18 protein-coding genes are annotated in these 20624 nt (G+C 69.1%); 11 read left to right on the forward strand and 7 right to left on the reverse strand.

Translation table 11 applies throughout. From position 1 onward, the window contains the following. Positions 1 to 3 precede the first annotated feature (3 nt). The 11 genes from LRM40_RS13860 (at position 4) to LRM40_RS13910 (ending at position 10847) form a co-directional block, all read left to right on the forward strand. Complete coding sequence (locus LRM40_RS13860; protein ID WP_151122067.1) at positions 4 to 2034, forward strand: ribonuclease catalytic domain-containing protein; 2031 nt, start codon at positions 4 to 6, stop codon at positions 2032 to 2034. A gap of 21 nt (positions 2035 to 2055) precedes the next feature. Further along, on the forward strand, positions 2056 to 2931 hold the full coding sequence (locus tag LRM40_RS13865) for a TonB family protein (RefSeq protein WP_151122005.1): 876 nt from the start codon (positions 2056 to 2058) through the stop codon (positions 2929 to 2931). A gap of 8 nt (positions 2932 to 2939) precedes the next feature. Beyond that, a complete protein-coding gene (gene aroE / locus LRM40_RS13870) occupies positions 2940 to 3794 on the forward strand; it encodes a shikimate dehydrogenase (protein ID WP_151122006.1) in 855 nt (284 codons plus the stop codon). Between the two features lies 1 nt (position 3795). Then, positions 3796 to 4575 (forward strand): transglycosylase domain-containing protein, encoded by a 780-nt coding sequence (locus LRM40_RS13875; protein WP_151122007.1) that lies wholly within the window; start codon positions 3796 to 3798, stop codon positions 4573 to 4575. Between the two features lie 10 nt (positions 4576 to 4585). After that, entirely contained in the window at positions 4586 to 5176 is a 591-nt protein-coding gene (locus LRM40_RS13880) for a hypothetical protein (RefSeq protein ID WP_151122008.1), read from the forward strand. Then, positions 5173 to 5706 (forward strand): TlpA family protein disulfide reductase, encoded by a 534-nt coding sequence (locus LRM40_RS13885; RefSeq protein WP_151122009.1) that lies wholly within the window; start codon positions 5173 to 5175, stop codon positions 5704 to 5706. Before LRM40_RS13880 ends, LRM40_RS13885 begins: the two co-directional genes overlap by 4 nt. Positions 5707 to 6022: 316 nt before the next feature. Further along, positions 6023 to 6481, forward strand: coding sequence for an acetyl-CoA carboxylase biotin carboxyl carrier protein (gene accB / locus LRM40_RS13890; RefSeq protein WP_151122010.1), 459 nt, complete (start codon positions 6023 to 6025; stop codon positions 6479 to 6481). Positions 6482 to 6491: 10 nt separating this feature from the next. Beyond that, entirely contained in the window at positions 6492 to 7841 is a 1350-nt protein-coding gene (gene accC, locus LRM40_RS13895) for an acetyl-CoA carboxylase biotin carboxylase subunit (RefSeq protein ID WP_151122011.1), read from the forward strand. 18 nt (positions 7842 to 7859) lie between these two features. After that, the gene (gene prmA, locus LRM40_RS13900; protein ID WP_151122012.1) at positions 7860 to 8759 is read left to right on the forward strand and encodes a 50S ribosomal protein L11 methyltransferase; all 900 of its coding nucleotides are present in this window, start codon (positions 7860 to 7862) and stop codon (positions 8757 to 8759) included. Positions 8760 to 8799: 40 nt separating this feature from the next. Beyond that, positions 8800 to 9909 carry a zinc-ribbon and DUF3426 domain-containing protein gene (locus LRM40_RS13905; RefSeq protein ID WP_151122068.1) on the forward strand — a complete coding sequence of 370 codons (1110 nt, stop codon included), beginning with the start codon at positions 8800 to 8802 and terminating at the stop codon, positions 9907 to 9909. A 29-nt stretch (positions 9910 to 9938) separates the two neighbouring features. After that, positions 9939 to 10847, forward strand: coding sequence for a carbohydrate kinase family protein (locus tag LRM40_RS13910; RefSeq protein ID WP_151122013.1), 909 nt, complete (start codon positions 9939 to 9941; stop codon positions 10845 to 10847). Between the two features lie 82 nt (positions 10848 to 10929). Here LRM40_RS13910 and LRM40_RS13915 read toward each other — a convergent pair whose 3' ends face one another. The 7 genes from LRM40_RS13915 to LRM40_RS13945 all read right to left on the reverse strand — a co-directional run bounded on the left by LRM40_RS13915 (position 10930) and on the right by LRM40_RS13945 (position 20617). Then, the gene (locus LRM40_RS13915; RefSeq protein ID WP_151122014.1) at positions 10930 to 11520 is read right to left on the reverse strand and encodes a histone; all 591 of its coding nucleotides are present in this window, start codon (positions 11518 to 11520) and stop codon (positions 10930 to 10932) included. Between the two features lie 263 nt (positions 11521 to 11783). Then, positions 11784 to 13001, reverse strand: a complete 1218-nt coding sequence (locus LRM40_RS13920; RefSeq protein ID WP_151122015.1) for a ribonucleotide-diphosphate reductase subunit beta — start codon at positions 12999 to 13001, stop codon at positions 11784 to 11786. 187 nt (positions 13002 to 13188) lie between these two features. Continuing rightward, positions 13189 to 16068, reverse strand: a complete 2880-nt coding sequence (locus LRM40_RS13925) for a ribonucleoside-diphosphate reductase subunit alpha (RefSeq protein ID WP_231067851.1) — start codon at positions 16066 to 16068, stop codon at positions 13189 to 13191. Positions 16069 to 16477: 409 nt separating this feature from the next. After that, complete coding sequence (ampD, locus tag LRM40_RS13930; protein ID WP_151122017.1) at positions 16478 to 17092, reverse strand: 1,6-anhydro-N-acetylmuramyl-L-alanine amidase AmpD; 615 nt, start codon at positions 17090 to 17092, stop codon at positions 16478 to 16480. After that, the gene (locus LRM40_RS13935) at positions 17089 to 18561 is read right to left on the reverse strand and encodes a sigma-54-dependent transcriptional regulator (RefSeq protein WP_151122018.1); all 1473 of its coding nucleotides are present in this window, start codon (positions 18559 to 18561) and stop codon (positions 17089 to 17091) included. The genes ampD and LRM40_RS13935 overlap by 4 nt, the downstream gene beginning before the upstream one ends. Next, positions 18558 to 20375, reverse strand: coding sequence for a sensor histidine kinase (locus tag LRM40_RS21485; RefSeq protein WP_310734144.1), 1818 nt, complete (start codon positions 20373 to 20375; stop codon positions 18558 to 18560). The genes LRM40_RS13935 and LRM40_RS21485 overlap by 4 nt, the downstream gene beginning before the upstream one ends. Beyond that, a complete protein-coding gene (locus LRM40_RS13945) occupies positions 20372 to 20617 on the reverse strand; it encodes a PP0621 family protein (RefSeq protein ID WP_151122019.1) in 246 nt (81 codons plus the stop codon). Before LRM40_RS13945 ends, LRM40_RS21485 begins: the two co-directional genes overlap by 4 nt. Positions 20618 to 20624 lie beyond the last annotated feature (7 nt).

Consider the following 20624-nt stretch of genomic DNA (forward strand, 5'->3'; position numbering starts at 1 on the left):
GTGATGTACGCCCTGTTCGATGATGCCGGCAAATTTCTGGCCGGCCGTGTGATGTCCGAAGCCGACAGCTCGATGCAGATCGAGCTCGATTCGGGCAAGCGCGTCAAAGTGAAGAATGCCAACGTGCTGCTGCGCTTCGACAAGCCGCAGCCGGCAGACCTGATCGCGGCCGCGCAGGCCAAGGCCGGCGAGATCGATCTCGACCTGGCCTGGGAGTTCGCGCCCGAGGGCGAGTTCGGCTTTGCCGACCTGGCACGCGACTATTTCAGCGCCTCCGCCGGGCCGGAGCTGCAGGCCGCCGCCCTGTTCCGCCTGTTCGAGGCGCCCCACTACTTCCGCCGTGCCGGCAAGGGCCAGTTCAAGAAGGCCCCGGAGGAGACCATCAAGGCCGCCCTGCTGGCCATCGAGCGCAAGAAGCAGCTGGCCGCCCAGATCGAGGCCTGGGCCGCCGAGCTGGTGGCCGGCCAGTGTCCGGCCCCGGTGCGCGAGCAGCTCTACAAGATCCTGTTCAAGCCCGACAAGAACGCGCCCGAATACAAGGCCGTGGTCGATGCCGCCAAGCAGAGCCAGCGCGCCCCGCTGGACCTGCTCAAGGACGCCGGCGCCATCACCAGCCCCTACCAGTTCCACTGGCGGCGCTTCCTGTTCGAGCAGTTTCCCAAGGGCACGGGCTTTCCGCCGCTGGAGGCCCCGGCCATTGCCGACGAGCTGCCGCTGGCCCCGGTGCAGGCCTTCTCGATCGACGATTCGCAGACCACGGAGATCGACGACGCGCTGTCGGTCACCGGCCTGGGCTCGGGCGAGGTGGTGTTCGGCGTGCACATTGCCGCGCCGGGCCTGGCCGTGCTGCCCGATTCGCCGGTGGACAAGGTGGCCCGCGAGCGCCTGTCCACCGTCTACATGCCGGGCTGGAAGCTCACCATGCTGCCCGACGCGGTGGTGCAGGCCTACACACTGGACGAGGGCCGAGACTGCCCCGCCGTCAGCCTGTACGTGACGCTGGACGAGGCCACGCTGGCAATCAAGAAGAGCGAGACCCGGCTGGAGCGGGTGCCCATCGCGGCCAACCTGCGCCACGACCAGCTCGACGAGGTCATCACCGAGGCCACGCTGACCGGCGAGGCGGTGGCCGACTACCCCTTCGCGGCCGAACTGGCCTTCTGCTTCCGCCTGGCACGCCAGCTCAAGGCCGCGCGCGAGGTGGTGCGCGGAAAGCCCGAGAACTTCAACCGGCCGGACTACAACTTCCGGCTGGACGGAAACAGCGGCGAACCCGACGGCAGCGAGACGGTGCGCATCAGCGAGCGCAAACGTGGCGCACCGCTGGACCTGATCGTCTCGGAAGCGATGATCCTGGCCAACAGCACCTGGGGTGGCTGGCTGGCCGAACTGGGCGTGCCCGGCATCTACCGCAGTCAGGCCAGCCTGGCCCCGGGCGTGAAGGTGCGCATGGGCACCAAGGCCCTGCCGCACGCCGGCATGGGTGTGGCGCAGTACACCTGGGCCACCTCGCCGCTGCGCCGCTACGTGGACCTGGTCAACCAGTGGCAGATCATCGCCTGCGCCCGCCACGGCCGCACCGCCGCGCTGGCCGCCCACTTCAAGCCCAAGGACGCGACGCTGTTCTCGATCATCTCGGGCTTTGACGGCGCCTACTCGGCCTACAACGGCTTCCAGTCCGCCATCGAGCGCTTCTGGACGCTGCGCTGGATCGAGCAGCAGGGCGTCACCGAGCTGGACGCCGCCGTGCTCAAGGACGGCCTGGTGCGGGCCGACACCCTGCCGCTGGTCTTCCGCGCCCTGGGCACCGAGAGCTTCCCGCGCGGCACCCGCGTGCGGGTGCGCGTCACCGGCATGGACCTGCTGACGCTGGAGCTGCACGCCAGCCTGGCCGCCCGCCTGGATGACGAGGTCGCGCCGACCGAGGCCGAGGACAGCGAGGGCGAGGATGACACCCCGACCACCGGCCTGACCCTGGCCATCAACCTCGACGAGGCCGGCGAGGACGCGCCGCCCGCCGCCCCCGCCGCCTGAGTTCCACCGCCTGCTGCGCCGATGCGACTGCCCAAGCTGCCCTGGCCCCCGACCCTGCTGCAAAGCACGCTGCTGATCTCGGTCGCCCTGCACGCGGTGCTGCTGACCATCCGTTTCGTCGATCCGGAGCGCTTCAACCGGGTGTTCGAGGACACGCCGCTGGAGGTCATCCTCGTCAACGCCCGCTCCAACGAGAAGCCGGTCAAGGCCCAGGCCATCGCCCAGGCCGACCTGGCCGGCGGCGGCAACCAGGACCAGGGCCGGGCCACCTCGCCGCTGCCGGCCTCCGACCTGAACAGCCTGGGCATAGACACCGACGAGGCCGAGCAGCAGATCAACCAGATGCAGGCCCAGCAACAACAGTTGCTAGCCGACCTGCGACGCCAGATCGCGCTGTTGCCGGTGCCCGACCCGGCCCGACCCGTGCAGACCCCGGAGGAGGCCCAGCGCGAGGAGCGCCGCCGCCAGATGCTGCGCACGCTCGCCGAGATCGAGAAGCGCATCAACGAGGAGAACGCCCGCCCGCGCAAGCGCTACATCAGCCCCGCCACCCAGGGCCAGGTGTACGCGGTCTATTACGACAAGCTGCGCCGCAAGATCGAGGAACGTGGCACCCGCGACTTCCCCGAATACAAGGGCCAGAAGCTCTACGGCGAGCTGATCATGAACATCACCATCGACGCCCGGGGCCGCATCGTCGACGCCGAGATCGTGCAGGCTTCCAAGTCGGAGTTGCTGAACCGACGCGCTCTGGCCATCGCCCGCGCCGCCGCACCCTTCGGCGACTTCACCGAGGCCATGCGCAAGCAGGCCGACCAGATCGTGGTCACCTCGCGCTTCCGCTTCACCCGCAACGACGGCTTCGAGGCCACGGCCGAGACCTCCGCGCGCCCCTGAGCTCCCCCATGCCCGCCCCCACCGACCTGTACGCGGTGATCGGCCACCCCGTGGCCCACAGCCGCTCACCCGCCATCCATGCCGCCTTTGCCGCCGCCACGGGCCAGGCCCTGCGCTACGAGCGCCTGCTGGCCCCGCTGGACGGCTTTGCCCAGACCCTGGCCGACTTTGCGGCGCAGGGCGGGCGGGGCTGCAACATCACCGTGCCCTTCAAGTTCGAGGCCTTCGCGGCCGCAGCCGAGCGCAGCGAACGCGCCGAACTGGCGGGCGCGGTCAATACCCTCAAGCGCGATGGCGAGCGCTGGCTGGCCGACAACACCGATGGCGTGGGCCTGGTGCGCGACATCGTCGTCAATGCCGGCGTGCCATTGGCCGGCCGACGCGTGCTGCTGGTCGGCGCCGGCGGCGCCGGCGCCGGGGTGCTGGGCCCCCTGCTGGCCGAGGGACCGGCCCTGCTGGTGCTGGCCAACCGCAGCCCGGACAAGGCACAGGCCCTGGTGGCGCGGCACGCCGACCTGGCCCGCCGCCACGGCGTGGACCTGCAGGCCCGCGGCCTGGGCGCGCCCGGCATCGGCTTCGATGTGGTGCTCAACGCTTCGGCCAGCAGCCTGGGGGGAGGCGACATCCCGGTGCCGGCCGAGGTGCTGCGCCCCGGCACCCTGGCTCTGGACCTGATGTACGGCCCGGCCGCCCGCCCCTTCCTGGCCTGGGCCGCCCGCCACGGCGCCATCGGCCGCGATGGTCTGGGCATGCTGGTCGAGCAGGCGGCCGAGTCCTTCGCCTGGTGGCGGGGCGTGCGCCCCCCGACGGACGGGGTGCTGGCCACCCTGCGGGCCGAAGTCGACGCCGCACAGGGCCACTGAGATGAGCACGCTCAGCACCCGTCTGGGCCGCTTGCTCGGCCTGCTGGCCCTGTCGCTGCTGGCCCTGCAGCTCTATTTCCTGCTGCGCATCGCCTTGATGCTGGTGGTGGCCCCCGAATCCACCACCTTCCAGCGCAGTGAGGCCTGGCGCCTGCTCAGCGAGCAGCATCAGATCGACTGGGCCCAGGACTGGGTGGACGATGCGCGCATCTCGCCCGCGCTCAAGCGGGCGGTGATCGCCAGCGAGGACGCCGGCTTCACCGAGCACAGCGGCATCGAGTGGGATGCGATCGAGAGCGCCTGGCAGAAGAACCAGCGCGCCGAAGCCCGGGCGGAGCGCCAGAACGACCGCCTGGCCCAGCGCAAACCGGCCAAGGCCGGTGCCGCCGTGCCCGCGAAGCCGGTGGTGGCCAAGGTCGTGGGCGGCTCCACCATCAGCCAGCAACTGGCCAAGAACCTGTTCCTGTCGGGCGAGCGGCATGTGCTGCGCAAGGCGCAGGAGGCGGTGATCACCTACATGCTGGAATTCGTGCTCGGCAAGAAGCGCATCCTCGAGATCTACCTCAACAGCGTGGAATGGGGTGAAGGCGTGTTCGGCGCCCAGGCCGCGGCCCGCCACTATTTCCATGTGGACGCGGCACGCCTGTCGCCGGCCGCCGCCGCCCGGTTGGCCGTGATGCTGCCGGCGCCCAAGCGCTTCGAGAAGAACCCCGGCTCCGCCTACATCAGCGGCCGATCGGCCATCATCCTGGCGCGCATGGGCGCGGTGGACCTGCCCTAGGAGCACGCGGATGAGTTCGGACCTCAGCGAAGAAATCGCCGCGGCGGCGGCCCGGCTGGTGGTGGACGAGGGGCTGGAGTACCCCAGCGCCAAGCGCAAGGCTGCCCGCGACCTGGGTCGCCGTGGCGGCCGACAGGGCGAACTGCCCAGCAATGAGCAGGTGGAAGATGCGGTGCGGGAGTACATCGCCATCTTCTGCGCCGACACCCAGCCGGACGAACTGCGGGCCCTGCGCCAACTCGCCCTGCGCTGGATGGAACGCATGGCCCCCTTCCGACCGCACCTGGGTGGTGCGGTCTGGCGCGGCACCGCCACCCGGCTGTCCAACATCGTGATCGACCTCTACTGCGACGACCCCAAGAGTGCCGAGATCGCCTTCCTGAACGAGGGGCTGGATTTCGACAGCGGCAGCGACGACCCGGACACGGTGATCCTGAGCACGGTGGACCGCAGCCGGGACCTGTCCGAGCCTGTGACCTTGCATTTCGTGGTGCATGACCACGACGACCTGCGCGGCGCCCTGCGCCCGGACAGCCGCGGTCAGAGCTGGCGCGGGGATGCGCAGGCACTGCGACAACGCCTCCAGGAGGACCGCCCATGACACCCAACCGACGCAATTGGCTGACGGGTGCGGTGGTCGCCGGGGCCGCCGGTCTGGCCGGTGGCTGGTGGTGGCGCGGACGGACCACCGCGGGTAGCCCGCCGGACGAAGCGGCACTGCTGTCCCGGCTGCGCAGCCAGGCCTGGCCCGCGCCGCCCGGCCGGCCGGCCCTGGCTCCCGCCCAGTGGCAGGAACGCCCCTTGCTTGTGAATTTCTGGGCCACCTGGTGTCCTCCCTGCGTGCACGAGTTGCCGGCGCTGGACGCCGCCGCAGTCCGCTGGCCCCGGGTGCAGGTGCTGGGGCTGGCCCTGGACGGCGCCGAGGCGGTGGCCCGCTTCCTGGACAAGACCCCCGTGCACTACCCGGTCGGGGTGCTGGGGGTGGGCGGCCTGCCCATGCTTCAGCCCCTGGGCAATCCCAACGGGGGGCTGCCCTTCTCGCTGCTGCTGTCATCTCGGAACGAGGTTCTCTGGCGCAAACTGGGAGCCACGACCCCGGAAGAACTGGCCCAGTGGCTGCCTCGGGCCTGAACCGCCCGAGCGGACGCCGCGGTTCACCGGAATGCGCGATTGCGCCGCAATTTGAGGCATGACAGCCCGATCATCGGGAAATCTGCCTGCAAAGTGCGACAATACGCGCTTCGTTCGCCGACATCGCCGCCCGCACCACCCCAGTTCAAGATAGGGGGCGAAGCTGACAGATATCGGCCGTTTACCCATAATGCACGGACTTCGGGTCAGATGACCCACTGAAGATCCGCCCGCGCTTCAGGCCCGGGCGATCCCGTGTTGCCCCCTGCCCCATCCGGGCAGCCGGCATGTCCCACCGACAGGAGCACTGTTTTCCATGGACCTGCGCAAGCTCAAGACTCTGATCGACCTGGTCTCGGAGTCCAACATCGCTGAACTCGAGATCACCGAAAACGAAGGCAAGGTGCGCATCGTCAAGTCCGGTGGTGCGACTTTCGCCGCGCCGGTCATGACCATGCCGGTGGCCGCACCGGCCGCCGCACCGGCGGCTGCGCCCGCCGCCCTGCCGCCGGCCGAGGCCCCGGCCGCGCCGGCGGTGTCCGGCACCGTCGTGAAGTCGCCGATGGTCGGCACCTTCTACGCCTCGTCCACCCCGGGCGGCAAGCCTTTCGTCGAGGTGGGCAGCAGCATCAAGACCGGTGACGCCCTGTGCATCATCGAGGCGATGAAGATCATGAACGAGATCGAAGCCGAAGTAACCGGCACGGTCCGCCAAGTCCTGGTCGAGAACGGCCAGGCGGTCGAGTTCGGTCAGCCGCTGTTCGTGATCGAGTGATCGGAACACCATGTTCAAGAAGATCCTGATCGCGAACCGGGGCGAGATCGCCCTGCGCGTCCTGCGGGCCTGCCAGGAGATGGGCATCAAGTCGGTGGTGGTGTATTCCGAAGCCGACCGCGACGCCAAGTACGTGCGGCTGGCCGACGAGGCCGTCTGCATCGGACCGGCCCCCTCCGCGCAGAGCTACCTCAGCATGCCGGCCATCATCTCGACCGCCGAGGTGACCGACGCCGAGGCCATCCACCCCGGCTACGGCTTCCTGTCGGAGAACGCCGACTTCGCCGAACGGGTGGAGCAGAGCGGCTTCACCTTCATCGGCCCCACCCCCGAGTCCATCCGCATGATGGGTGACAAGGTGTCGGCCAAGCAGGCGATGATCAAGGCCGGTGTGCCCTGCGTGCCCGGTTCCGAAGGTGCCCTGCCGGAGGACCCGAAGGAGATCATCCGCATCGCCCGCTCCATCGGCTATCCGGTGATCATCAAGGCCGCCGGCGGCGGCGGTGGTCGTGGCATGCGCGTGGTGCACACCGAAGCGGCCCTGGTCAATGCGGTGCAGATGACCAAGACCGAGGCCGGTGCCGCCTTCGGCAACCCGGCCGTCTACATGGAGAAGTTCCTGGAGAATCCGCGCCACGTGGAGATCCAGGTGCTGGCCGACACCTTCCGCAACGCCGTCTGGCTGGGTGAACGCGACTGCTCCATGCAACGCCGCCACCAGAAGATCATCGAGGAAGCGCCGGCGCCGGGCATCCCTCGGCGCGTCATCGAGAAGGTGGGCGACCGCTGCGCCGCCGCGTGCAAGAAGATGGGCTACCGCGGTGCAGGCACCTTCGAGTTCCTGTACGAGAACGGCGAGTTCTACTTCATCGAGATGAACACCCGCGTGCAGGTGGAGCATCCGGTGACCGAGCTGGTGACGGGCATCGACATCGTCCAGCAGCAGATCCGCATCGCGGCCGGCGAGAAGCTGCCCTTCACCCAGCGCCAGATCCAGATGCACGGCCACGCCATCGAGTGCCGGATCAACGCCGAGAACCCCTACAACTTCCTGCCGTCGCCGGGCCGCATCACGATGTGGCATCCGCCGGGCGGCCCGGGGGTGCGGGTGGACTCCCACGCCTACACCAACTACTTCGTGCCGCCGAACTACGACTCGATGATCGGCAAGGTCATCGTGCACGGGGACACCCGCGAGCAGGCCCTGGCCCGCATGCGCATGGCCCTGAACGAGACGGTGGTCGAAGGCATCCAGACCAACATCCCGCTGCACCGCGAGCTGATGGTCGACGCCAAGTTCGTGCAAGGCGGCACCAGCATCCATTACCTGGAAGGCTGGCTGTCCAGCCACAACCGCTGATCGGAACCGCAGGTGGCGATGTTTGAGCTGGTGCTGAGCGCACCGGAGACGCTGGTGGAGCCGGTGTCCGAAGCCCTGATGAACGAGCTGGAGGCCCTCTCCGTCTCGGTCGAGGACGCGGACGCCGACACCGATGCGGAAAAGGCCCTGTTCGGGGAGCCGGGCATGCCCGCGGCCCGTCCGGGCTGGAACCGATCCACCCTCAAGGCCCTCTTCCAGACGGAAGAGGAAGCCTCCCAGGCCGCCACCCTGCTGCTGGCCCAGGAATGGGCCACCGAACTCCAGGTGCAAGCCCTGCAGCCGGTGGTCGAGCAGGACTGGGTGCGGCTGACGCAATCCCAGTTCTCGCCGGTGGAGATCACCGAACGCTTCTGGATCGTGCCCAGCTGGCATGAGCCGCCCGCCCAGGCCCGCGAGGTGATCCGCCTGGACCCGGGCCTGGCCTTCGGCACCGGCACCCACCCCACCACCCGCATGTGCCTGCGCTGGATCGCCCGGCAGGCCCCCGCACTGGCGGCCGGCTGGGACCGCGTTCTCGATTACGGCTGCGGCTCGGGCATCCTGGCCATCGGCGCGGCGCTGCACGGCGCCCGGGCGGTGGACGCGGTGGACATCGACCCCGCCGCGGTGGAATCCACCCTGGCCAATGCCCAGGCCAACGGCGTGACGGTGCAGGCCGGCCTGCCCGAGCTGGCCCAGGGAGAGTACCCGCTGGTGCTGGCCAACATCCTGGCCACGCCGCTCAAGCTGCTGGCACCGCTGTTGTGCGGCCATGTGCGTCCCGGCGGCCATCTGGTGCTGGCGGGCATCCTGGAGCGGCAGGCCGAGGAACTGCAGGCGGCCTACGCCCCCTGGCTGCCGCTGCAGGTGCTGGACAGCGAAGACGGCTGGATCCTGATGGGCGCGGCACGCGCCTGAGTCCCGGGCAGCAGCGCATGCCCATGGCATCATCCCGGCCATGAGTCTGGCTACGCGTTGTCCCGCCTGCGGCACGGTCTTCCGTGTCGTGCAGGACCAGCTCAAGGTGTCCCAGGGCTGGGTGCGCTGCGGCCAATGCCACGAGGTCTTCAACGCCTTGGAGAGCCTGTTCGATCTGGACACCAGTCCGACTCCGCCGACCCCCTCTCCCGCCTCTTCGGACCCACCGCCCGCTCCGCAAGCCCCGGCCTTCGCAGCCACCGAACCCAGCACACTGGACGAGCCCCCCGCCCCTGGGCCTCGGCCCGGGCCCGCGCGGGAAGTCCACGGTCCCGCACCGGCGGCCGCTCCCACGACGGCAGCGCCGCCCACACCGGAACCCACACCCGAGCCTTCCCCCGAGCCAGAGTCGCCCCCGCCGGACGAACCGACGCCAGCCCCCGAGCCCGTTGACACGCCCGTCGCGCCGCCCCTGCCGGCTGGCTATGAACTTCCCGGCGATGGCGGCCAGGACGGGCTGGACGCCCCCGACACCGACGCGCTGGCCGCCCCCTTCGGCGCCAGCCGCCTGCCCGAATCCTGGGAGCGCGAGGCCCTGAAGCCCGAGGAAGCCGACCGACCGCCGAGCGAGGAGGTGATGCCCCGCTTCCTGCAGCAGGCGGAACGGCAGGCGCAGCGCGCCCGTCGCCTCCGGCGCGCGCTGCTGGCGAGCCTGTGCGGCCTGCTGCTGGTGCTGCTGGTCGGGCAGCTGACCTTGCAGGGCCGGGACCTGCTGGCCGCACATTGGCCGGCCAGCCGCCCCTACCTGGCCAGCTTGTGCAGCGCCATGGGCTGCGAGGTCGGTGCACCGATGGCCCTCGACCAGATCGTGCTGGACAGCAGCCAGCTGCAGACCACCGACGTGCCCGGCGAACTGACGATCACCGCCGAACTGCGCAACCGCGCCAGCTGGCCGGTGCGGCGCCCCTCGGTCGAGCTGACCCTGACCTCCGACGACGGGCTCACCCTCGCCCGGCGCGTGCTGAGCCCCGCCGATCTGGGCGCCACCGACACCACCCTGCCCGGTGAAGGCAATTGGCACGCCCAGGTGCGGCTGGACGTGGCCCCGCTGAAGGTCACCGGCTACGCCCTGGAAGTCTTCTATCCCTGAGCCCTGCGCTCACCCACCAAGGAATCCCCATGGCCTGTCTCGTCTGCGGCTCGCTGGCTTTCGACACCATCACCGACTTCCCCGGCCGCTTTGCCGACCAGATCCTGCCCGACCAGGTGCACATCCTGAACGTGTCCTTCCTGGTGCCCACGCTGCGCCGAGAATGGGGCGGCTGCGCCGGCAACATCGCCTACACCCTGCGTCAGCTGGGGGGCGAGCCGGTGGTGCTGGCCGCCCTGGGCAATGACGGCCAGGCCTACCTGAACCGCTTCGACGAGCTGGGCATCGACACCGCCAGCGTGCTGCGCGTGGCCGACGACTACACGGCCCAGGCCATCATCATCACCGACCGGGACAACAACCAGATCACCGCCTTCCACCCGGGCGCGATGCAAAGAGCCCACGAGATCGGTCTGCCCGCGCGACAGGACATGCGCCTGGCCATCATCGGGCCGGACGGCCGCGAAGCCATGCTGCGGCGCGCCCGCGACCTGCACGCCGCCGGCATCCCCTTCGTGTTTGATCCCGGCCAGGGTCTGCCCATGTTCAACGGCGAGGAGCTCAAGGCCTTCATCGCCCAGGCCACCTGGGTGGCGGTGAACGACTACGAAGCCCGCATGCTGTGCGACCGCGTCGGGCAGGAACTGGCCGACATCTCGCGCTCCCATCTGGCGGGTCTGGTGGTCACGTTGGGCGACCAGGGCGCGGACGTGTGGGTGCAGGGCGAACGCCAGCGCGTGCCGGGCGTGACCGCCTCGGCCCTGGTGGACCCCACCGGCTGTGGCGATGCCTTCCGGGGTGGGCTGCTGTTCGGCCTGGAGCAGGGCTGGCCGCTGGCCCGCTGCGTGGAACTGGGCAACCGCCTGGGTGCCCTGAAGATCGCCCACCGCGGCGGTCAGAACCACCCGATCGAACGCGCGGCACTGAGCCTGGGCTGAGTCCCGCGCGGAGACAAAAAAAAGCCCGGCCAGGCCGGGCTTTCCGAGTCACGCAGGCGGCATGCGCCGCCTGACAGGACGCTCAGGGCTTGTTGCCCGTCGGGAAGGGCCAGGCAGCCGTCGGGCTCAGGGCCGTCTTGGCCGCGCTCGCCGCAGGCGCAGGGGCCGCAGGGGCAGGTTTGGCGGGGGCCTTCTTGGCCGCCGCCTTCTTGGCCGGAGCGGCCTTCTTCGCCGGCGCCGCCGCCTTCTTCGCAGCAGCCTTCTTCGCCGGAGCTGCCGCCTTCTTGGCCGGAGCGGCTGCCTTCTTCGCCGGAGCCGCCGCCTTCTTGGCCGGAGCGGCTGCCTTCTTGGCCGGTGCCGCCGCCTTCTTTGCGGGCGCAGCAGCCTTCTTCGCCGGAGCCGCCGCCTTCTTCGCGGGCGCAGCAGCCTTCTTCGCCGGAGCGGCGGCCTTCTTGGCCGGTGCAGCCTTCTTCGCCGGAGCCGCCGCCTTCTTGGCCGGTGCCGCCTTCTTCGCCGGAGCGGCGGCCTTCTTGGCCGGTGCCGCCTTCTTCGCCGGAGCGGCGGCCTTCTTCGGCTCAGCCTTCTTCGCAGCAGCCTTCACCACCGGCTTGACCGGCGTGGCCTTCTTGGCCGGTGCCTTCTTGGCCGGAGCCGCCTTCTTCGCAGTTGCCATTTCAAACTCCTTGATCAAGTTGCAGAAACACCGTGCCGCTCGAGACAGCCCGGCAATCCATCGCCCGCGGTGTTATCCCGGCATGCCGGGGCTCCCCCGGTGCGATGAATGGGGAGACAGCACGTCGCTCGACTTCTGCGGCCGAGCGGACGGGCTGAGGATCTTGATCTCTCGCTGTCTGGAACCGACAACCGCCAGAAGCAGGTGGCCTCGCCGAAGGGCTCAACGCCTGAGCCTCTCCGCCCACCCGGCCCCCTGACCGGTCAGTCCCAGCTCAGTGCGCCACCGGATTGGTACTCGATGACGCGGGTCTCGAAAAAGTTGCGCTCCTTCTTCAGATCGATCATCTCGCTCATCCAGGGGAACGGGTTTTCCTCGTTCGGGAAGAGCGCATCCAGACCGATCTGGGTGGCACGGCGGTTGGCGATGTAGCGCAGGTAGCCCTTGAACATCGAGGCGTTCAGGCCCAGCACGCCACGCGGCATGGTGTCTTCGGCGTAGCGGTATTCCAGGTCCACGGCCTTCTCGAAAAGCGCCCGGATCTCGGCCTTGAACTCGGCCGTCCACAGGTGCGGGTTCTCGAGCTTGATCTGGTTGATCAGGTCGATGCCGAAGTTGCAGTGCATGGACTCGTCGCGCAGGATGTACTGGTACTGCTCGGCGGCACCGGTCATCTTGTTCTGGCGGCCCAGCGCCAGGATCTGCGTGAAACCCACGTAGAAGAACAGACCTTCCATCAGGCAGGCGAAGACGATCAGCGAACGCAGCAGCGTCTGGTCGGCTTCGGGCGTCCCGGTCTTGAAGGTCGGGTCCATGATCGCGTCGATGAACGGGATCAGGAACTCGTCCTTGTCACGGATCGACGAGACCTCGTGGTAGGCGTTGAAGATCTCGCTCTCGTCCAGGCCCAGAGACTCCACGATGTACTGGTAGGCGTGGGTATGGATGGCCTCTTCGAAGGCCTGGCGCAGCAGGAACTGGCGGCACTCGGGCGCCGTGATGTGGCGGTAGGTGCCCAGCGTGATGTTGTTGGCGGCCAGCGAGTCGGCGGTCACGAAGAAGCCGAGGTTGCGCTTGATGATGCGGCGCTCGTCTTCGCTCAGGCCGTTGGGATCCTTCCAGGTCGCGATGTCGCGCGACATGTTGATCTCCTGCGGCATCCAGTGGTTGGCACAGGTGGCGAGGTATTTTTCCCAGGCCCACTTGTACTTGAACGGCACCAGCTGATTCACATCGGTCTGGCCGTTGATGATGCGCTTGTCGGCCACGTTCACACGACGCGTGCTCTTGGCCACCACGGAACTGGCGGCGGTGGCCGCCGAGGCAGCGGACGCATCCGGAGAGGAAGGGGTGGAGGCCACAGCAACCGTTGCCGTTTGAAGAGGCGACGGGGTCACAGTCCGCAGGCCGAGTTCGGCTTCAGGCGCGGGACGTTGAGCAGGATTCGGCGGGGTACGAACGTCGTCTTCCCAGACCAGCATGGCGTGTTTCCTATGGGGCGAATTATCGGAGTGTTGTGTTGGAACACCAAGCACTTCTTGACAGATGAACGACAGCGATGTTGCAGCACTGCATCGCAATGCAGCAGTGTTCACGCCCTCGCGCACCACGAACCGACTTCAAGCGCGTGCCTGCAGACCATGTGCGGCACGCGCTTGTCATCGCGGCTTACTGGCAGGCCTCGCAGCCCGGATCATCGATCGCGCAGAACTTGATGTCGGTGGCCGGTGCAGCCTCGGCCATCGCAGCCTGGGCCTGCGAGGCCGCAGCCTCCATCGCGGACAGACCGCCCGCACCACCGGCCATCGGCACCGCGTTGAGCGAACCGGCCGAGATGGTCGACTTCTCGGCATGGGTGGCGCCCATGGTGCGCAGGTAGTAGGTGGTCTTCAGGCCACGCACCCAGGCCAGCTTGTAGGTCTCGTCGAGCTTCTTGCCCGAGGCGCCGGCCATGTAGATGTTGAGCGACTGGGCCTGGTCGATCCACTTCTGGCGACGCGCCGCCGCTTCCACCAGCCACTGGGTCTCGACCTCGAAGGCCGTGGCGTAGAGCTGCTTGAGCTCATCGGGCACGCGGTCGATGCGGCGCAGCGAACCGTCGTAGTGCTTGAGGTCCATGACCATCACGCTGTCCCACAGGCCGAGCTTCTTGAGGTCGCGCACCAGGTACTCGTTGACCACGGTGAACTCGCCGGACAGATTGGACTTGACCGACAGGTTGCCGAAGCAGGGCTCGATCGAGGCGTCCACGCCGATGATGTTGGAGATGGTCGCGGTCGGGGCGATGGCCACGCAGTTGCTGTTGCGCATGCCGTCGCGGGCGATCTTGGCGCGCAGCGCATCCCAGTCCAGGGTCATGCTGCGGTCCACGTCCACATAGCCGCCGCGCTGCTGGGCCAGCAGATCGATCGAGTCGATCGGCAGGATGCCACGGTCCCACAGCGAGCCGCGGTAGGTCGAATAGCGGCCCCGCTCGGCGGCCAACTCGGACGATGCCCAGTAGGCGTGGTAGCAGACGGCTTCCATCGAGCGGTCGGCGAACTCCACCGCGGCCTGGCTGGCGTAGGGCGTGCGCAGCTGATACAGCGCATCCTGGAAGCCCATGATGCCCAGGCCCACCGGACGGTGACGCAGGTTGGAGTCGCGCGCCTTCTTGACCGCGTAGTAGTTGATGTCGATGACGTTGTCCAGCATGCGCATGGCGGTGGACACGGTCTTCTTCAGCTTGTCGAGATCCAGCTCCTTGCCGTTGACGCCGTCCTTCAGGTGCTGGGCCAGGTTGACCGAGCCCAGGTTGCAGACGGCGATCTCGTCATCGCTGGTGTTGAGCGTGATCTCGGTGCACAGGTTGGACGAGTGCACCACGCCCACATGCTGCTGCGGCGAGCGCACATTGCAGGCATCCTTGAAGGTGATCCAGGGATGACCGGTCTCGAACAGCATGGTCAGCATCTTGCGCCACAGGTCCTTGGCGGGCATGCGCTTGAAGAGCTTGATCTCGCCGCGGTCGGCCTTGGCCTCGTAGGCGGTGTAGGCAGCCTCGAAGTCGGCACCGATCTTGTCGTGCAGGTCCGGGCAGGTGGAGGGGCTGAACAGGGTCCAGTCACCGCCCTCGATCACCCGCTTCATGAACAGATCCGGAATCCAGTTCGCGGTGTTCATGTCGTGGGTGCGGCGGCGGTCGTCGCCAGTGTTCTTGCGCAGCTCCAGGAACTCTTCGATGTCCAGGTGCCAGCTTTCCAGGTAGGCGCAGACGGCGCCCTTGCGCTTGCCGCCCTGGTTCACCGCCACGGCCGTGTCGTTAACCACCTTCAGGAAGGGGACCACGCCCTGGCTCTTGCCGTTGGTGCCCTTGATGTAGGAGCCCAGCGCGCGCACATTGGTCCAGTCATTGCCCAGGCCGCCGGCGAACTTCGACAGCAGCGCGTTCTCCTTCAGGGCCTCGTAGATGCCGTCCAGGTCGTCGGCCACCGTGGTCAGGTAGCAGCTCGACAGCTGCGAGCGGCGGGTGCCCGCGTTGAACAGCGTGGGCGTGGACGACATGAAGTCGAAGGTCGACAGCACGTTGTAGAACTCGATGGCCCGCGCCTCGCGGTCGATCTCGTTCAGGGCCAGACCCATGGCCACCCGCATGAAGAAGGCCTGCGGCATCTCGATGCGCTGCTCGTCCACATGCAGGAAGTAGCGGTCGAACAGGGTCTGCAGGCCCAGGTAATCGAACTGCAGGTCACGGTCGGCCTGCAGCGCCGCACCCAGCTTGGCCAGGTCGAACTGCATCAGCTTCTCGTCCAGCAGTTCGGCCTGCACACCCTTCTTGATGAACTTGGGGAAGTACTCGGCGTAGCGCTGGGCCATCTCGGCCTGGGTCGCTTCCTCGCCCAGGATCTCCTTGCGGATGGTGTGCAGCAGCAGGCGCGCGGTGGCACGGGTGTAGGCCGGCTCCTTCTCGATCAGGGTGCGGGCGGCCAGGATGGCGGCCTTGTAGACCTCGTCGATGGGCACACCGTCGTACAGATTGCGACGGGTCTCGGCCAGGATGGGCTCGGGGCGCACATCCGCGCCCAGGTCGGCACAGGCCGATTCAATCAGGGCCTGCAGCTTGCCTTCGTCCAGCGGCACGCGCTGGCCGCGGTCGGTCACCGTCAGGGTGTGCACCAGTGCGGCTTCGGCAGCCTGACCGGCCTTGGCGCGCTCCTGCGCGCGGCGTTCGCGGTACAGCACATAGGCACGCGCCACTTCATGGTGGCCTCCACGCATCAGGCCCAGTTCGACCTGGTCCTGCACGTCTTCAATATGGAAGGTGCCACCGCCCGGACGCGAGCGCATCAGCGCGCGCACCACGGCATCGGTCAGCGCCTCCACCATCTCGCGCACGCTGGCCGACGCGGCACCCTGGGTGCCGTGCACCGCCAGGAAGGCCTTCATCAGGGCCACGGCGATCTTGTTGGGCTCGAAGGACACCACGGCGCCATTGCGGCGGATGATCTGGTAACCCTGGAAGGCACCGGCATCGCGCTGCTCGGGCGCCGCTGCGGGACGGACGCCCATCGTGGATTCGGAGGTGCTGGTGGCAACAGCTTGCATGAGTTCCCCTCGGTGAAGTTCTTGGTGCGCGACCCTCTGGGCATCAACAGGGAAAAGAGATCCCCTGCGGCGCCGCAGCGTCGCTGAAAAACAAAGATTGAAAAAAGAAAGGTCGCCGCGGGAGGTTCAACCCGTGGCGACGGCTCGACTTCGTCGGATCCCGGTGGTCATGCCGCGCTCGGTGGAGGGGTGTCCCTGGCCGCTCACCCCAGGAAGGGTGTTCGCGCGGAGCAGGTCACAGCCGAGTCGGTGTTGCATGTCAGGATGTCCAAGCCGAAAGCTTATCACGCTGGACACTATATCTGGGGTCGCCACCCCATTCAAGCACTACCGATAGCGTAGAACCCTGATGCCGCTTTGCAACGCTCCGGGCTCAGCCGGCCGCGGTGCCCTGCGGCCAGGCCCAGCCCAGGGCCGCCAGGCGCGAGGCGACGAGGCCCCAGTCGAAACCCTCGCCAGGGTCACGCTTGCGCCCCGGGGCCACATGCTCATGCCCCACGGCGGCGCGCACCGGATAGGCCCGCGCCACGGCTTGCAGAAGACGTGCCAGGGTCTCGTACTGTGATGCCTCGAAGGGATCGCCCTCCAGGCCCTCGAGCTCGATGCCGATGGCGTAGTCGTTGCAGCTCTCGCGCCCCTGCCAGCACGACCGGCCGGCGTGCCAGGCGCGGTCGTCACAGGAGACGAACTGCAGCAGCTGCCCATCGCGCCGGATCACGAAGTGGGCCGAGACCTCCAGGCCGCGGATGCCCTCGTAGTACGGGTGGGCCGACCAGTCCAGCGTGTTGGTGAACAGGCGGACGATGCCGTCACCACCGTATTCACCGGGCGGCAGGCTGATGGAATGCAGCACGACCAGATCGATGGGCACGCCGGCGGGCCGGGGGCCGAAGTTCGGCGAGGGCACGGCCTGTGCGCCAGACCACCACCCCGCCTGCCAGTCCGCCTTCCAGTTCGGCCCGGGAGGCGGCGTCGCCGCGGCGTTCATGGGGCCTCCGCCGTCGGCCCGTCGTCGCCTTCGGTGATGGCCAGGCGGGCCATGCGGTAGCGCATCTGCCGCAGCGACAGCCCCAGGCTGGCGCCGGCGGCCGTGCGGTTGAAGCCATGCTGACGCAGGGCCCGCACCAGAATGGCCCGCTCCACCTCGTCGAGGTAGGCCGCCAGATCCGTGGGCAGGGGCCCGGCCTCGCTGTCGTCCGACGGCGCGTCGGTCGGCACGGACGGGCGCGCCGGCAGGGACAGGGCCTCACCGTCCACGTGCGGCTCCCCCAGCAGGGTCTCGGGCAAGCCCAGGTCACCGGCCTCGATGACTTCGTGGGTGCTCAGCGCCACGGCCCGGTGCAGCAGGTTCTCCAGTTCGCGCACATTGCCCGGGAAGTGGTAGCGCGACAGACGGGCACGGGCCTCGGCCGACAGCTGGGGCGAAGGCCAGACCCCCGCATCGCGCGCGATGCGCTCGAGCAGGGCCTGGCAGATGTCGTCCAGATCCTGCAGGCGCTCGCGCAGGGGCGGCACCGCGATGCGGATGACGTTGAGGCGGTAGAAGAGATCCTGCCGGAAGCGGCCGGCCGCCACCTCGGCTGCCAGGTCCTTGTGGGTGGCGCTGACGATGCGGACGTTCAGCGGCGTTTCGCTCACCGCGCCCACCGGCCGCACCGCGCGCTCCTGGATCACCCGCAGCAGCTTGGACTGCATGGCCAGAGGCAGGTCGCCGATCTCGTCGAGGAACAGGGTGCCACCATGCGCGGCCTGGAAGAAGCCGGCCCGGTCTTCCTGCGCCCCGGTGAAGGCGCCCTTGCGGTAGCCGAAGAACTCGGCCTCCAGCAGATGCTCCGGAATGGCGCCGCAGTTGACCGCCACGAAGGCCTGGCCCGAGCGGGGGCTGACCTCGTGGATGGCGCGGGCCACCAGTTCCTTGCCGGTGCCGGACTCGCCCTGCACCAGCACCGGCGCCATGCTGCGCGCCACCTTCTCGACCAGCACCCGCACTTCGCCCATGGCCGCCGAGCGGCCCACCAGTCGGGCCAGCGCCGACTGCGACAGCGGCCCGGCCGGCTGGGCCGGCGGCACGGGCGTGGCCACCCGGCCCAGGGCCGCGGCCACCACGGAGCGGAACTGCCGCAGGTCCACCGGCTTGGTGAGGTAGTCGAAGGCGCCCGCCTTGAGGGCCTCCACCGCGTTCTCGGCCGAGCCGTAGGCGGTGATGACGATGACCTTCTCCGGCCGGCGCGCCTCTTCCAATTTGTGCATCAGCGTCATGCCGCTGCCATCGGGCAGGCGCATGTCGGTGATGACCAGGCTGAAGCGGCGCTGCGCCAGCAGGGCCCAGGCCTCGCCGACGCTGGCCGCGGTCTCGACCTCGTGGCCCTCGCGCAGCAGGCTGAGCTCGTACAGGGTCAGCAGGTCGGGCTCGTCATCGACCACGAGCACGCGGCCGGTCGAATGGGATTCGTTCATAGATGGAGTCGGGCCTCGTCGGGAACCACGTCGCGCCGCATCACCACCATGAACTGGTTGCAGCGGCGCTCGCCGGGCAGGCGCACATAGTCGATCAGGGCCCCGTGACGCTCGCACAGTTCACGGCAGATGTACAGGCCCAGGCCCGTGCCGCGGCTGCGCGTGCTGTGGAAGGGCTCGAAGAGATGGGGCTCCACCTCCACTGGGATGGGCTGGCCGTCGTTGGCCACGGTCAGGCGCACGAAGTCGCCCTCCAGCGCCTCCAGCCGCAGCAGCACCGAGCCGGGCTGTTCGCTGGCATGGCGCAGCGCGTTGTCCAGCAGGTTCACCAGCACGCGGCGCAGGTGGTCGGGATCGAAGGACACGCCCAGGGCCTGGGCCGGCAGCTCCACCTTGAGCCGGCTGGCGCCCCCCAGGCTCAGGCCCACCGTGTGGGCCCACTCGCTGACGATGGTGCCGGTCTCGGCCACCGCATCCAGGCTGCGCGAGGGCGTGCTGCCGCCGGGGGCCGCCTCCAGCACGTCGTCCACGATGCGGCGCAGGCGCTCCACGTTGTCGGCGATGATGCGCACCAGGCGCTGCTGGTCGGCCCGCAGGGCGTCCTCCTGCAGCAGGGCGTTGGCCTGGGCCACCGCCGCCAGCGGGTTGCGGATCTCGTGCGCCACCCCGGCGGAAATGCGCCCCATGGCCACCAGGCGGTCCTGCCGCTGGCGTGCCAGCACCTGCCGCAACTCTTCCACGAACAGCACGGCCAGCACCTCCTGCTGGCTGCCCGGGCGGCCGGGCGAGGGCTCGACCGTCAAGCGCACGCCGCGGGTGAACCGCGCCCGCACCCGGATGGAACGCGGCACCTCGCCGGCGGCGGCCACCGACAGGTCCACCCCCTCGAGCGGCCAATGGCCGGCCGCGTAGGCCCGCTGCACCGCCTCCTTCAAGGGGCGCCACCCCGGCTCCTGGCCCAGCGGAAACGGCGGGGCGGGACAGTGCCCCTGGTCGGACAGCAGGGCCCGCGCCGCCGGATTGGCCGCGCGCACGGTGCCGACCCGGTCCACCACCAGCACGCCATCGGACATCTCGTCGATCACCAGGCGGTTGAGCTCGGCCTGCTGGAAGGCCAGTTCCAGGCTGTCGCGGGCCGCCTGCTCCTCGCGCGCCAGGCGCTGGGTCATCTGGCCCGAGACCAGGGAGATCATGAACAGGCCCGCACCGGCCAGACCGGCCTGGGACAGCAGCCCCGGCAGGTCGCCCCCCTGCAGGCCCTTGTGGAAGGCCGTGACCAGCAGCAGCAGCGTGACGGCCGACGCCGTGGCCAGGGCCGGCAGCCGGCTGCTGAGCACCCCGGCCATCAGCACCGGCAGCACCAGCAGCGCGCCGTAGTTCAGGGCCGAGCTGGTGTCCAGCCAGTGCATGGCGCCGAACAGCAGCACGTCCACGCCGATGGTGCTCCACCAGTGCATGGCGCTCAGGCGCTGGGCCTGTGCGGCCCGGCGCTTCCACCACCACCAGCGCAGGCTGGCCTGGCCGGCATAGATCCCGGCCAGCCAGAACACCTCGCCCAGGCTGCGCCCGCCCAGCCAGCTCAGCAGGCTCTGGGCCCCCACCAGCCCCAGGCCCAGGGCCGCGCGGGCGAACAGATACGTGGTGTAGATGCGGCGCTGGGTGGCGCGGCCGCCGTGCAGCAACCGGCGCACCCGGGCCGCCCAGAAAGGCCCGTCGTCCTGCTCGTCGAGTTCCTCGGTGAAGGCCACCGTGCTTCCGAACCAGGCGCTGTCGCGATCGGCCTCTTCCTCGGCACGGGAACGGGATCGACTCACTCGGCGGCCCCCTGGGCGCGGTGGGCTTCGCTGCAGAACCAGTGCCCTGTGGAATCCTGCACGGCCTCGGTCTGCGGCAGGTGCAGGCCGCAACGGGCGCAGCGCACCATGGTGCGCGGTTCAGACGCGCGCCCGGTCGGCGCCTGTGGCGATCGACCCGAGCCGGTCGGGCCCCGCCGGCGGCCGAGGGCCCAGAACAGGGCCAGCACCACCAGCCCCAGTAGCAGCACGATCCTCGCCATGGTCGGT

It is taken from the genome of Ideonella dechloratans (genome assembly GCF_021049305.1).
In the GTDB taxonomy this organism is placed as follows: Bacteria; Pseudomonadota; Gammaproteobacteria; order Burkholderiales; family Burkholderiaceae_C; genus Ideonella; species Ideonella dechloratans.

What these genes read in the sequence shown, in the direction of transcription:
- LRM40_RS13860 (WP_151122067.1), top strand. Translation starts at nt 4, where the DNA reads ATGTACGCCCTGTTCGATGATGCCGGCAAATTTCTGGCCGGCCGTGTG.
- LRM40_RS13865 (WP_151122005.1), top strand. Translation starts at nt 2,056, where the DNA reads ATGCGACTGCCCAAGCTGCCCTGGCCCCCGACCCTGCTGCAAAGCACG.
- aroE (WP_151122006.1), top strand. Translation starts at nt 2,940, where the DNA reads ATGCCCGCCCCCACCGACCTGTACGCGGTGATCGGCCACCCCGTGGCC.
- LRM40_RS13875 (WP_151122007.1), top strand. Translation starts at nt 3,796, where the DNA reads ATGAGCACGCTCAGCACCCGTCTGGGCCGCTTGCTCGGCCTGCTGGCC.
- LRM40_RS13880 (WP_151122008.1), top strand. Translation starts at nt 4,586, where the DNA reads ATGAGTTCGGACCTCAGCGAAGAAATCGCCGCGGCGGCGGCCCGGCTG.
- LRM40_RS13885 (WP_151122009.1), top strand. Translation starts at nt 5,173, where the DNA reads ATGACACCCAACCGACGCAATTGGCTGACGGGTGCGGTGGTCGCCGGG.
- accB (WP_151122010.1), top strand. Translation starts at nt 6,023, where the DNA reads ATGGACCTGCGCAAGCTCAAGACTCTGATCGACCTGGTCTCGGAGTCC.
- accC (WP_151122011.1), top strand. Translation starts at nt 6,492, where the DNA reads ATGTTCAAGAAGATCCTGATCGCGAACCGGGGCGAGATCGCCCTGCGC.
- prmA (WP_151122012.1), top strand. Translation starts at nt 7,860, where the DNA reads ATGTTTGAGCTGGTGCTGAGCGCACCGGAGACGCTGGTGGAGCCGGTG.
- LRM40_RS13905 (WP_151122068.1), top strand. Translation starts at nt 8,800, where the DNA reads ATGAGTCTGGCTACGCGTTGTCCCGCCTGCGGCACGGTCTTCCGTGTC.
- LRM40_RS13910 (WP_151122013.1), top strand. Translation starts at nt 9,939, where the DNA reads ATGGCCTGTCTCGTCTGCGGCTCGCTGGCTTTCGACACCATCACCGAC.
- LRM40_RS13915 (WP_151122014.1), bottom strand. Translation starts at nt 11,520, where the DNA reads ATGGCAACTGCGAAGAAGGCGGCTCCGGCCAAGAAGGCACCGGCCAAG.
- LRM40_RS13920 (WP_151122015.1), bottom strand. Translation starts at nt 13,001, where the DNA reads ATGCTGGTCTGGGAAGACGACGTTCGTACCCCGCCGAATCCTGCTCAA.
- LRM40_RS13925 (WP_231067851.1), bottom strand. Translation starts at nt 16,068, where the DNA reads ATGGGCGTCCGTCCCGCAGCGGCGCCCGAGCAGCGCGATGCCGGTGCC.
- ampD (WP_151122017.1), bottom strand. Translation starts at nt 17,092, where the DNA reads ATGAACGCCGCGGCGACGCCGCCTCCCGGGCCGAACTGGAAGGCGGAC.
- LRM40_RS13935 (WP_151122018.1), bottom strand. Translation starts at nt 18,561, where the DNA reads ATGAACGAATCCCATTCGACCGGCCGCGTGCTCGTGGTCGATGACGAG.
- LRM40_RS13945 (WP_151122019.1), bottom strand. Translation starts at nt 20,617, where the DNA reads ATGGCGAGGATCGTGCTGCTACTGGGGCTGGTGGTGCTGGCCCTGTTC.